11 protein-coding genes and 1 pseudogene are annotated in these 11,957 nt (G+C 57.7%); 7 read left to right on the forward strand and 5 right to left on the reverse strand.

All coding sequences use genetic code 11. The features are described from left to right. The first annotated feature begins 81 nt into the window (after positions 1 to 81). Positions 82 to 1,161 (forward strand): HAD family hydrolase, encoded by a 1,080-nt coding sequence (locus tag D8U18_RS24340; RefSeq protein ID WP_131108701.1) that lies wholly within the window; start codon positions 82 to 84, stop codon positions 1,159 to 1,161. Between the two features lie 223 nt (positions 1,162 to 1,384). Further along, a complete protein-coding gene (locus D8U18_RS24345; protein WP_056853312.1) occupies positions 1,385 to 3,043 on the forward strand; it encodes an arylsulfatase in 1,659 nt (552 codons plus the stop codon). A 93-nt stretch (positions 3,044 to 3,136) separates the two neighbouring features. Here D8U18_RS24345 and D8U18_RS24350 read toward each other — a convergent pair whose 3' ends face one another. The 3 genes from D8U18_RS24350 to D8U18_RS24360 form a co-directional block, all read right to left on the reverse strand. Next, positions 3,137 to 3,907 (reverse strand): transporter, encoded by a 771-nt coding sequence (locus D8U18_RS24350; RefSeq protein WP_241664354.1) that lies wholly within the window; start codon positions 3,905 to 3,907, stop codon positions 3,137 to 3,139. A gap of 145 nt (positions 3,908 to 4,052) precedes the next feature. Next, complete coding sequence (locus tag D8U18_RS24355; RefSeq protein ID WP_131108705.1) at positions 4,053 to 4,712, reverse strand: MarC family protein; 660 nt, start codon at positions 4,710 to 4,712, stop codon at positions 4,053 to 4,055. Between the two features lie 147 nt (positions 4,713 to 4,859). After that, the gene (locus D8U18_RS24360) at positions 4,860 to 6,446 is read right to left on the reverse strand and encodes a choline dehydrogenase (RefSeq protein WP_131108707.1); all 1,587 of its coding nucleotides are present in this window, start codon (positions 6,444 to 6,446) and stop codon (positions 4,860 to 4,862) included. 177 nt (positions 6,447 to 6,623) lie between these two features. Between D8U18_RS24360 and D8U18_RS24365 the strand changes: the two genes are divergently transcribed. The 3 genes and pseudogenes from D8U18_RS24365 (at position 6,624) to D8U18_RS24375 (ending at position 8,264) form a co-directional block, all read left to right on the forward strand. Next, complete coding sequence (locus D8U18_RS24365) at positions 6,624 to 7,583, forward strand: AraC family transcriptional regulator (protein WP_241664350.1); 960 nt, start codon at positions 6,624 to 6,626, stop codon at positions 7,581 to 7,583. 79 nt (positions 7,584 to 7,662) lie between these two features. Then, positions 7,663 to 7,875: pseudogene (locus D8U18_RS29130) on the forward strand (hypothetical protein); the annotation flags it as partial. Then, on the forward strand, positions 7,866 to 8,264 hold the full coding sequence (locus D8U18_RS24375) for a hypothetical protein (RefSeq protein ID WP_241664351.1): 399 nt from the start codon (positions 7,866 to 7,868) through the stop codon (positions 8,262 to 8,264). The pseudogene D8U18_RS29130 and the gene D8U18_RS24375, both read left to right, overlap by 10 nt. Positions 8,265 to 8,395: 131 nt before the next feature. On the opposite strand, the gene D8U18_RS24380 is transcribed toward D8U18_RS24375, so the two are convergent. Further along, entirely contained in the window at positions 8,396 to 9,130 is a 735-nt protein-coding gene (locus D8U18_RS24380) for a FadR/GntR family transcriptional regulator (protein ID WP_056853314.1), read from the reverse strand. 359 nt (positions 9,131 to 9,489) lie between these two features. Between D8U18_RS24380 and D8U18_RS24385 the strand changes: the two genes are divergently transcribed. Both D8U18_RS24385 and D8U18_RS24390 read left to right on the forward strand, forming a co-directional pair. Then, a complete protein-coding gene (locus D8U18_RS24385; protein WP_206663171.1) occupies positions 9,490 to 10,500 on the forward strand; it encodes a mandelate racemase/muconate lactonizing enzyme family protein in 1,011 nt (336 codons plus the stop codon). A gap of 87 nt (positions 10,501 to 10,587) precedes the next feature. Continuing rightward, on the forward strand, positions 10,588 to 11,559 hold the full coding sequence (locus tag D8U18_RS24390) for an AEC family transporter (RefSeq protein ID WP_241664352.1): 972 nt from the start codon (positions 10,588 to 10,590) through the stop codon (positions 11,557 to 11,559). On the opposite strand, the gene D8U18_RS24395 is transcribed toward D8U18_RS24390, so the two are convergent. Further along, positions 11,526 to 11,954 carry a hypothetical protein gene (locus D8U18_RS24395; RefSeq protein WP_056853317.1) on the reverse strand — a complete coding sequence of 143 codons (429 nt, stop codon included), beginning with the start codon at positions 11,952 to 11,954 and terminating at the stop codon, positions 11,526 to 11,528. The genes D8U18_RS24390 and D8U18_RS24395 overlap by 34 nt on opposite strands. Positions 11,955 to 11,957 lie beyond the last annotated feature (3 nt).

The raw sequence follows: 11,957 nt of genomic DNA on the forward strand, positions 1-11,957 counted from the left end.
TTCCCAACTGACTGCTGTAGTCATCGCCAGCGTGAGCAGCCATGTAACCGCCAACGATTAACTCAATCTCAGGTGAACTTCATGAATCTCATGATCTTGGTGCAGCGTACCTGGAACTCCGCAGTCACTGCTAACCGCTCTCTCTCGCACGTCGAACGCCGTTATTGTGCGCCTCTCGCCATACTCGGACTGAGCCTGATCACTTCGACGGCGGTGTTCGCGGCTGACCCTTTAGCCTCCTGGAATGAAGGGCCGGCCAAGCAAGCCATCGTGGAATTCGTCAAGGCAACCACTCAGGATGGGGGTAGCCAGTTCGTTGCACCCGCCGATCGCATCGCGACCTTCGACCAGGACGGCACGCTATGGGTTGAGCATCCCGCGTATGGCCAATTGTTCTATTGCCTGAGCCGCGTTCCTGCAGTGGTCAAGGCAAAACCTGAGCTGGCCAACGCCGAACCCTTCAAGACGGTACTGTCGGGCGACCGCGCCGCCATGGCAAAACTGACCCTCGACGACTACCTGAAAATCGCCATGGTAACTCTCAGCGGCATGCCCACGGATGAGTTCAGGCAGCAAGTTCGCGGCTGGTTGGCCGAAGCCCGCGACCCTCGCTGGAAACGTCCTTTCACCGAGCTGACGTATCAGCCCATGAAAGAAGTCATGCAATACCTGCGTGACAATGGCTACAAAACCTACATTGTCACCGGGGGAGGGCAGGACTTCGTTCGCACCTATTCCGAGGAAATCTACGGCGTGCCTCCAGAGCAGGTCGTCGGTAGCGCTGGCGCCACCGAGTATGTCTACGACAAGAGCGGCAAACCGCAGTTGATCAAACAACCCAAAGTAGTGCTCAACGATAACGATGCCGGCAAGCCAGAGAACATTTACCTGATGACGGGCCGCCAGCCGAATGCGGCTTTTGGCAACTCCACCGGCGATAAGCAAATGCTGGAATACACCAAGGCCGGGCAAGGCGCGCGCCTGGCGATGCTGGTGTTGCATGACGACGCTGAGCGCGAGTATGCCTATGGCCCGGCTCAAGCATTGCCGGAGAGCAAGGTAGGCACCTTTACTCAAGCTCTTTATGACCAGGCGAAGCGAGATGGCTGGACGGTCATCAGCATGAAAAAGGATTGGAAGAAGGTATTTGCATTCGAGTGAATCGCAGCTGTAGGTGAATTCAACGTATGAGCAAATACCCCGCTGAGCTGAAAAAACCGCACTAGACTCCTTCGTGCGCCTTGATTCGTACGGGCTCATGCAACAAGGGGGGATGATTCTGTATGCAGTACCTGGGCTAATTACACGGTGGTCAATGCACCATGGACCCATGCAGTTGTGCACTTATCACCGGCCAACATTATGGAACCACGAGGTTGCTGGAATGGATAAGCTATCGAATCGTTTCAAGTTGTCTGTCGTGTTTGTTGCACTGTTGTCATTGAACGGGCTTGCCCACGCTGCTCAAACAGAAAAAACCAATATCCTGTTCATCGTTTCCGATGACACTGGCTACGGCGATCTGGGGCCGTACGGAGGTGGAATTGGACGCGGCATGCCCACGCCGAAAATCGATGAGTTGGCGGCAGAAGGTGTGACCTTTTACTCCTTCTATGCGCAGCCGAGTTGCACACCCGGCCGGGCGGCCATGCAAACCGGGCGCATCCCCAATCGCAGCGGCATGACCACCGTGGCGTTTCAAGGGCAGGGCGGTGGCTTGCCAGCCGCCGAATGGACGCTGGCATCCGTGTTGAAGACCGGCGGCTATGACACCTACTTCACCGGCAAATGGCACTTGGGCGAAGCCGACTACGCACTGCCCAATGCCCAGGGCTATGACGTGATGAAGTACGTCGGCCTGTACCATCTCAATGCCTATACCTACGCCGACCCCACGTGGTTCCCCGACATGGATCCGGAGACCCGTGAGATGTTCCAGAAGGTGACCAAAGGCGCGCTGTCCGGCAAGGCCGGCGAAAAAGCGGTAGAGGAATTCAAGGTCAATGGCCAATACGTGGACACGCCGGTGGTCGACGGTAAACCCGGCGTGGTCGGCATTCCGTTCTTTGATAACTACGTCGAAAAAGCTGCCCTTGAGTTTCTCGACACGGCGGCCAAATCCGACAAGCCGTTCTTCATCAACGTCAACTTCATGAAAGTGCACCAACCGAACTTGCCGGCACCGGAGTTCGTTCATAAGTCGATGTCCAAATCCAAGTATGCCGATTCGGTTGTCGAACTCGATACCCATATTGGCCGCATCATGGACAAGCTCAAGGCGCTGGGCCTGGATAAGAACACGCTGGTGGTTTACACCACTGACAACGGGGCCTGGCAGGACGTTTACCCGGATGCCGGCTACACCCCGTTCCGCGGCACCAAGGGCACCGTGCGTGAGGGTGGGAACCGCGTCCCGGCGATAGCCGTCTGGCCAGACAAGATCAAGCCGAACACGAAAAATCACGAGATCCTCGGCGGCCTGGATTTGATGGCGACGTTCGCCGCTGTGGCCGGTGTGAAACTGCCTGAGAAAGATCGCGAGGGTCAGCCGACCATCTTCGACAGCTACGACATGACGCCAGTACTCACCGGCAGTGCGCCTTCGCCGCGCAAGGAGTGGTTCTACTTTACCGAGAATGAACTGTCCCCAGGCGCGGCGCGTGTCGGCAACTACAAAGCGGTATTCAACCTGCGAGGCGACGATGGCGCACAAACAGGGGGGCTGGCCGTGGACTCGAACCTGGGCTGGAAAGGCGCACAAAAATACGTAGCCACCGTGCCGCAGGTGTTTGACTTGTGGCAAGACCCGCAAGAGCGCTATGACCTGTTCATGAACAACTTCACCGAGCGGACCTGGACCATGGTGCCGATCTCGGCAGCGATCATGAAACTGATGAAAACCTACGTTGAATACCCACCACGCAAGTTGCAAAGCATGGGTTACGACGGGCCGATGGAATTGTCGCAGTACCAAAAATTCCAATACGTGCGTGATGCGCTGAAGAAAGAAGGCATCAATCTGTCACTGCCAAACGGCAACTGATCAAATCCGCTGAAAAGTGGCGGCCTCACCCGAGGTCGCCACTGTCCGAAAAAGTCCTTTTGAGTGCTGCTTTTTTAGCATCGACCCACGACGTCATTTCGGGAACAGCAGTGTCACCGCGGCCCTGAAACCCCAACCCTGAGCGCCATCCTCCGGGCTATCGACCCAGTAGCGCGGGCCGGCCTGAAGGCTGATGGGTTGCCCGCCAATTTTCAGGATCTGCGTAACAAACAAATTGATCGGTACGGACCACTCCTTGCTCTGCCAATCGTAGGTCGACTCCGAATTCACCCCGAAGCTGGTGTAGGTGTGGGTGGTGTACGTCAAGAACGGTTGCAGAAAGGTGGCGTTAACTTTTTCTTTATCATCAGGCGGACTGTTGTCCAGGCTCCAGAGGTGGTTGGCCAGAATTCCTCGGGTCCAGCCATTCGATTGTTTTAGAGCGACCGCTGTCGGGCCGAGCGCCCACTGTTCATTGCTAAGCAATTCATCGCTGCCGGTCGGAATCAGGATCGCGGGTCCAGCGCCCCAGATCCAGCCATTGGCAGTGGGCTTTGTCGGTGAGAAGAAGAAACTCTGCGTCACATCACCGATCCCTGATTTGTCCGCGAGGCCATCAGCGACCAGGCCATGCTGGTCGATAACGGGGAGAATGGTTCGGGAGATCAGATTCCAGTCAGGGTCGATAGAGAATGGCAGCACTGGCTGAATGTTGGTGACGCTATGCATGCCCTCACCCGATGGCCCGATTTTTTGATCCCAGTTGTACTGCACCGGCAGGCTATACATCGCCGCTATGGGATTGAGCGCCTTCTTGGCCAACTCGGCGGTATCTTCATCGGCCTGTACTGAATCGCTCCCCATGACAACTAAACCGGCGGCCAAAATAGCCATGGGCGTCTGTAGTCGCTGCATGTTTTTCTTTCCTGTTCGGTAAAAACACACACAACCTCTGAGGACTCAGAACAGTTGCGCTCCGGAAGATACGAAATGAACGATAGCAGATGCCCTATTTCGCCACGGCGTGAAGCAGAACCCCATAAGACTGCAGAAACTCCACCGTCCCGTGAAAGATCAGACCCACACCCATCGCCGAAACGAAAAAGCCGACGATGCGGGTCGCGGCGTCGATGCCTTGGGGGCCAATCTTCTTGAGGATGGTGTTGGCGTAGGCCAAAGAGAGGTAAGTGACCAGCATGGTCGCGCAGATCGCCAATGCCACGACAGCAAAGGACAGCATGACGCGGTCGGAGTCCTTGATGGTGCTGGTCAGGCCAATCACCGTCGCGATGGCGCCGGGGCCGAACATGATCGGCATGGCCATGGGTATGAAGGAGACGTCCTCGTCGCCTTTGCCACCGCTTGGAATCAGGCTGCTGTTGGGCGAGGGCGCAAAAAGCTCGAAGCCGATCCGCATCAGGATCACCCCGCCGACCACCCGGATCATACTCAGCGGAACTTCGAACAAACGCAGCAGCAGGTTGCCGAAAATCAAAAAGAAAAACATCAACAGCAGCGCGTAAAGGCAGGCTTTGCGTGCTACGCGGCGCTGTTCCGCAGCGTCTTTGTCCTGCAGCAGACCCAGGAATACCGGAATGGCTTCCAGTGGATTGATGATTGCCAGCAGGGTAGTGAACATGCCGAAGAACAAGGTGAAGTAGGCGTTCATGGATGATCTGCCCAAACACGTGTTTGATCGACTTACCTTAGCTGATCAGCAACAAATCACCTCAAATCACTGCCGCACTGTTCGCAACGTTTGTGCCGAAACCGATGACCTTCAGCAGCAACGCCGAAGGTCGATTCGACAGCAGGATCACGCACTCGCGAACACCCAGTCCGCCGCGCGTTCGGCAATCATGATTGAAGCGGCGTTGGTGTTGCCGCCCACCAGCGTCGGCATGATCGAGGCATCCACCACCCTTAGTCCCTCGATGCCATGCACGCGCAATTGGCTGTCCACTACCGCATGTTCGTCGTTGCCCATCTTGCAGGTACCGACCGGGTGATAGATGGTGTCAGTACGCTGGCGCAACAGTTCGATCAGCTGTTCATCGCCGTACAAGCCCGCGCTGAACATGTCCTTCAAGCCATAACGCGCCATCGGTGCTTGATGAATGATGTTCCTGGCCATACGGTAGCCTGTGAGCAGGGTCTCGACATCATCGTCATGCCCGAGAATGTTCGGGTCGATGCGCGGAGGGGCGCTCGGGTCATTCGATTGCAAGCCGACGCTGCCGATGCTCTTGGGCCGCAATACGCAGACGTGGCAGCTGAAGCCGTGACCCCAGTGCAGCTTGCGGTTGTGGTCGTCGATCATCGCGATCACTGAATGCAGCTGGATATCCGGGCGTGCAAGTTTGGCATCGGTTTTCAGGAAGCCGCCACCTTCGGCGAAGTTGCTCACAAAAGGGCCACGCCGATGTCTGGCATAGTCGATCAATGCCTTGCCCATCTTGACACTGCCGCGCAGTGAGACACCCATCAATGACGTATCCGGACTCTTGTAGCTGAGCACGACATCGGGATGGTCCTGCAGGTTTCTTCCGACACCGGGCAATTCGTGCTGCACCTTAATGCCTTGGGGTTTGAGCTCCTCTTGCGGGCCAATCCCCGAGAGCATCAGCAATTGTGGGCTGCCGAAACAACCGGCACTGAGCAAGACTTCCCGGCGAGCTTTTATGGTCTGGCGATTGCCCTTCAGGCGCAGCTCGACACCGACGGCTTTTTTGCCTTCGAGCACAATGCGTTCGGCAGCAGCCGAAGTCAGCACCGTCAGGTTCTTGCGCAGGTGTCGAACCGGTTTGAGGAAGGCGGTGGCCGTGCTCCAGCGCCGACCGTTGCGGATCGTCACATCAAACTGGCCAACGCCTTCCTGGTCGACGCCATTGAAATCGGGATTGTGCCTGTGTCCGGCCTTCTGCCCGGCCTCGATGAAAGCTTGCGTGACGGGGTGCATCGGGTTCCTGCCGACATAGAGTTCGCCTTGCGCTCCGTGGTAGTCGCATGCGCCACGGTGGCTCATTTCACTCTTGCGAAAATACGGCAGTACATCGGCGAACGACCAGCCGGGATTACCTTGCGCTTGCCAATCGTCGAAGTCACTTTGGTGGCCACGGATATACACCATGCCGTTGATCGAACTGCTTCCGCCCAGTACCTTGCCGCGTGGCTGGTAGCCGCGACGTCCGTTCAAGCCGGGTTGCGGTACTGTGTGAAATGCCCAATTGACGTGTCGGCTCGGCAGGATCGCCGCGACGCCCACCGGGGCATGGATCAGTGGCGAGCGGTCTTCCGGACCGGCCTCCAGCAAACATACCGTGATATCGGGATTTGCACTCAAGCGGTTGGCCAGGACACAGCCGGCTGAGCCGGCACCAATGATTACGTAGTCGAATTCCATCACACAATGATCCCGAGCGAGCGAACAGGGGCTGCTTCACCAGGAAGCAACAAAGTTACCTGGGACCGATTGTTGGCTGGACGCGCTAGATAATTATTGACCTCTCATGCCATTTATTTGATCTTTGACGACATGACTACATTGATCAGAACAAGTTCGTTTACCGGATTTCGTGAGGTGGCAAGCCAACTCGGCGGGCAAGCGGACCTCATGCTCGAGCGCTTTCGCATCCATCCGGACGTGCTGATGGACGAGGAAGCACGGGTACCGTTGCGTTCGCTGGTCGGGCTGCTGGAGTTTGCCGCACGAGAGCTGGATTGCCCTGACTTTGGTCTGCGCATGGCTGAGTACCAGGACTTGCACGTCTTGGGGCCGATTGCGGTCATTGCTCGAACGTGCGCAACGGCGGGGGAGGCGTTGGAGCAGATTATCCGTTTTATCGGCTACCACAGCCCGGGCATCCAGCTTGATCTGGATCTCAGCGAGAACCAGGCGCCGCGTCTGTTGATCGACATCCGTCTGACCGGACCGGCCCCGCGAAGGCAAATGGTGGAGCTGGCAATGGGGGTGGCGCATAACGGTATGAAGTTACTGTATGGCGACAACTTCGTTGCCCAGGCCGTTCTGTTTTCCGCCCATCACCCAGTGGCTCAAGCACGCTACCGGCGCTATTTCAAAACTACGGTGCGCACCGGTCAAACCTGCAACGCCCTGGTGCTTCGTGACGAACAACTCAATCAACGGATTGAACAGCAGGCCCCCTACCTGCATCGTGCACTGGAACAGTATTTCCAGCAGTTCGACTTGCAAGCGACGTCGGATGTTGTCAGTCAGGTCGAGCGCCTGGTGTTGCGCATGATGCCGATCCAGCGTTGCCGTTTGCCATTGATTGCCGAGCAACTGGGTATGCACGTGCGTATGTTGCAGCGAAGGCTGGCCGAGCAGGGGAGAACCTTCGATGAAATAGTCGAGAGCCTGCGGCGTGACCGTGCCGATCACTATCTGGCGGAGCGGCACATGCCGATGTCCCAGGTTGCCGGTCTGCTCGGTTATAGCGAGCAGAGCGTGTTCAATCGCGCTTGCCAGCGCTGGTTTTCCATGTCGCCGGGATCCAGGCGCCGTCAGTTGTCCGAATGAAAGGTTAGCGATCTTGGTGGGGGGCGGATGGCTGGAGAAATCTCAACCGTCGTCGCTATTGCGAATCACCGATACCGCGCTACTGCACGTGGCTCAGCACGACATGCCCTTCGGCGGCGTCGGCGCCAGCGGTATGGGCCATTACCACGGTTACGAAGGCTTTCAGACCTTTTCCAAAATGCGCCCTGTCTATTGTCAGGGCTTCTTCGCGGCCACCAGGATGATGCTGCCGCCCTACGACACTTTGCGGCCGTCGTACAACGATGCACGCAGGGCGGTTCAGTGCGTCTGACTCGATGCATCGGCCGTGACAACGCGCTCGATAGGGTGTTGCGTGCCCTCAGGATTGACGATCACGAGGCGGCGAAGGGCGGGGCGGGTGGAAAACCGGCTGCACTGATATTCGCCAGTTTGGCGACGACAGGCGCGGCGCTCGCTGGTGAAGCCGCCCCCTCGGCAATCGACAAAGCATCGCCCACCAGCGCGGTCAAACAGGAAATCAAGCTCACGCGGGTCACGCCTCAATACTGGCGGGTCACTTTCCACAACCCGCCCTACAACATCTATGGGCCGGAAACCATGCCGCAGTTGAACGAAGTGGTTACTGCCATCGAGTCCGATCCGAAGCTGGTCGTCGTGTTCGACAGTGACGTGCCGAACTCAAGCGTCGCAGCGCAATAGTGGCTCGCAAGTCGCGAGTCGATTCTCAGTTGATATCTGCGACGCAACTGTGATGAACCCGGCAAATGCACCTGCGCTCTCGGATGTTGTTCTTGTAGGACAACGAAACAACCGCCGTCCGGCCGTCCACATTAAAAGAAATCAATTTCGTAGCCGAATCGTGAGGCGGCGTTGACGATGTGCTGCCCCATGATCTGGCGTGCCGCCGCCGCATTGCGGTCGGTCATCGCCTGCACAAGGTCTTCATGCTCACCGCGTGCCGCATGCGGAATATTGCTGAACACCGGGCCCCGCCGAGCGAAGTTCATGGTGATCAGAGCCCGCATCGGCTCGAGCACGGTACGAATCATCGTCTCCAGATAGTCGTTGCCCGATGCTGCGGCCACAGCTCGATGGAAGTCGAGGTCGGCATTGACCGTCTCCAGCGTCGGTTCGCCTTCATATTGCATCCGCAGAACGGCAGCCTGGATCGTTTTCAGCTTGTGTGGGGTCATGTGCGACGCCGCGAGTGCAGCAGCCTGGCTTTCCAGTACGGCGCGCACTTCGAACATATTGCGGATCGTATTATCGCCGTCCAGCAACGGCGCGCGCTCGCGCTGAGGTGAAGGCTGCGGCGAGTGTGCCGCGGCCGAGACAAAGACGCCAACGCCCTGGCGCGACTGGATCAGCCCTTGAGCACGAAGCGTCGCGATCCCTTCGCGAACGACATTCCTGCTGACGCCGAAGTTCTGCGAGAGAAATTGTTCCGTCGGCAAACGGTCTCCCGGCCGCAGGCGTCCAGAAGCGATCTCGTCGCTCAACGAGCGGGCAATGTGCTCGGCAAGATGAGGTCGCCGCGCGACGGGTTGCACATTCATTTCACTCATGCTCATTCATCCCTTTCACTTGTCTTCTTAATCTACATGAGAAGACTTGTTCCAGTCAGTAACAACTGAAATACGCCAACGACATCAATCATTAAAACCAATTAAAACAATAAGTTATGTTGTTATTTGTGAGTGCGTGTGAAAAAGCGCTGGTTGTTCAGTTGAGGGACAACAGGACGTCATATACGTTGTTCTCAACCCTGACGCGGACGAACTCCAAAACTCGCCGCGCCACTCTTGCAACCTGCCCGAGGCGCAGCCTTATGAAAATTGCCAGCATTGAAACCATTCCGCTTCGAATTCCCTTCACCACGGGGGGCAAATCGGCCGGGGGCGTATGGGGCCCGAAAGATCTTCAGATGGTCGATTCCCTCGTGGTTAAAGTCACCACGGATGACGGTATCGTCGGCTGGGGTGAAACCTTCGGCTTCACCGCAATACCAGCAGTGAAAATCGTGATCGACACAATCCTCGCGCCTGAGCTGATCGGCGCGGATGTCACGCGACGCGAGAAATTGCAGGGCGACTTGCAGAGAAAGTTTCACGTCTTCGGTCGCAGTGGTGCGTTCATTTATGGCTTGTCGGCGATTGATATCGCCTTGTGGGATATCGCCGGCAAAGCGGCCGGTCAACCGATTTACCAACTGCTGGGGGGCAGCGAGGCCACTTCGCTGGCGGCGTATGCAAGCTTGATCCGCTATGCCGACCCTGAGCTGATCAGGATCAATGTGCAGCGTGCGGTGAACAGCGGTTTCCGTCATCTGAAATTGCATGAGGTGGATGCCGATGTCATCCGCGCCGCATGCGAAGCCGCAGGCCCCGGTGTGGAAGTTACCCTCGACGTGAACGCCCCGTGGTCGGTGCGCGAAGCGCTCGATATGACCGAGAAACTTCGCCCGTTGAACCTGCGCTGGATCGAAGAACCGGTGTGGCCGCCGGAAGATTATTCGGGGCTGGCGAGGGTTCGTCAGCACGGCGGCATCCCGGTTGCGGCCGGTGAGAATGCTTCGACGCTGATGGACTTCCAGCATCTGCTGGAGGCGGGTGCGGTCGACTTCATCCAGCCGAGCCCGGCAAAAATGGGTGGCATCACCGAACTGCAAAAAGTTTATGCGCTGGCCAATGCCCACGGCGTCACGGTAATGGTCCACGCCTTCTATGACGGCCCCGGCCTGCTGGCCGCCGTGCATGGCAGTGCCGCTCTCGGCGGTGCGAAGTCACTGGTCGAATGGCGTTACTTCGATCTCGAAGCGCAACTCTATGGCGACGCCATTATTCCGCGTAACGGCCGCATCGACGTGCCGCAGGGGCCGGGGCTCGGAATCGAACCGGACCAGGACGTCATCCGCGACTATCGCTTCAAACCCTGATCGCAAGGACCGCCGGGTCATTGCCACGATGGATCGACGCTCATACGGCTGTAGCCGTGTCGGCCGCGATCAGTCACGACGACATTCTTGATAAAAACAAATACGAGGATTGAGCACATGTTAGACAGAATCGTAGGGCCGATTTTGCCCGTCGCCTTTGTGATCGCGCTCGGCTATATCGCCGGCAAGCGCGGGCGGCTTACCCATTCGGACAGCCTGCTGATCAGCCGGCTGGTGCTGGGCTGGATATTCCCGGCGCTGCTGTTTGTCGGGATGGCGAGCACGCCTCGTGAACAGCTGTTCGACTTCAAATTTGTCGTGGCGACGTTTATCGGCATCATGGGCATGTACGCCATAGCGCTGGCGATCGGCTGGTTCACCACGCGCAACCTCAAGGTTGCAACGCTCAAGGGCTTCGTCAACGGTTATCCGGATGCAGCGTTCATGGGCATTCCCATCCTCGCGACGATGTACGGCGCCGGGAGCATTTATTCAGTGCTCGTGCTGAACCTGGTTGCGAGCCTGGTAATGATCCCGCTGACCACCATGCTGCTCACCATCGCCGATGGAAAAGGTAGCGGCACCCAGGCGTTCGTATCGAGCCTCTCGGGAGCGGTACGCCGTCCGCTGATGTGGGCGCCAGCCCTTGGCATCCTGATCTCGCTGCTGCAGTTCAAACTGCCGCCAATTGCTGCGGAGTCACTCAATCTGCTCGGCAAGGCGACACCTGGGGTGTCACTGCTGTGCCTGGGACTGATCATGTCCTCCGAAAAACTGAAGATGTCGGGTGAAGTCTGGGGCAATCTTGGACTCAAGCTGCTCATTCACCCGGTGTTGATGTTCGCTGCCACTGTGATGCTCGGCACCCATGGGCTCTACGCCCAACAAATGATCCTGCTCTGCGCGCTTCCGTCGGCGACGATCCCGGCGATGTTCGCCAACCAGACCGGCGCCTATCAGAGTGAAGCCGCGACTTCCATCCTGGTCAGTACGGTGCTGTCGATCGTGACGTTTTCTTTCGCCATCTACCTGATTGATGGTGGGCTGGCCGCAACCTGATTTGGGTGCTGGGCCGATACACCCACTCGCGAGAACACCAGCCAGACAAAAAGCAGCACGCTGCAGCCAATCAGCACCGAGGCGATGGCAATCAACGGCTCCACTGCGGCGAAGCCCTTGAGGCGCAGGGTCAATGCGCCGAGCATCACCGGCACGCCGACGTTGTAGGTCCACAATTGCGCTGCAGCAATGCGTCCTTCAGTCATTGAGGGGTGCATCGCACCGATGAGCCCGAACAGGGCCATTGACACCCATCCCAACAAATTGACATGGGCATGTACCGCGAAGAGCGAGTGGTCGCCGGTTGCGCCCATTGTCACACCCATCAACACGCCAAAGGCAAAATAGAGAGCAGCCAGCCGAAACCAGGTCCGCGAACGGGGATTGAAATTCATGAC

The organism is Pseudomonas sp. Sample_10, from assembly GCF_004321495.1.
In the GTDB taxonomy this organism is placed as follows: Bacteria; Pseudomonadota; Gammaproteobacteria; order Pseudomonadales; family Pseudomonadaceae; genus Aquipseudomonas.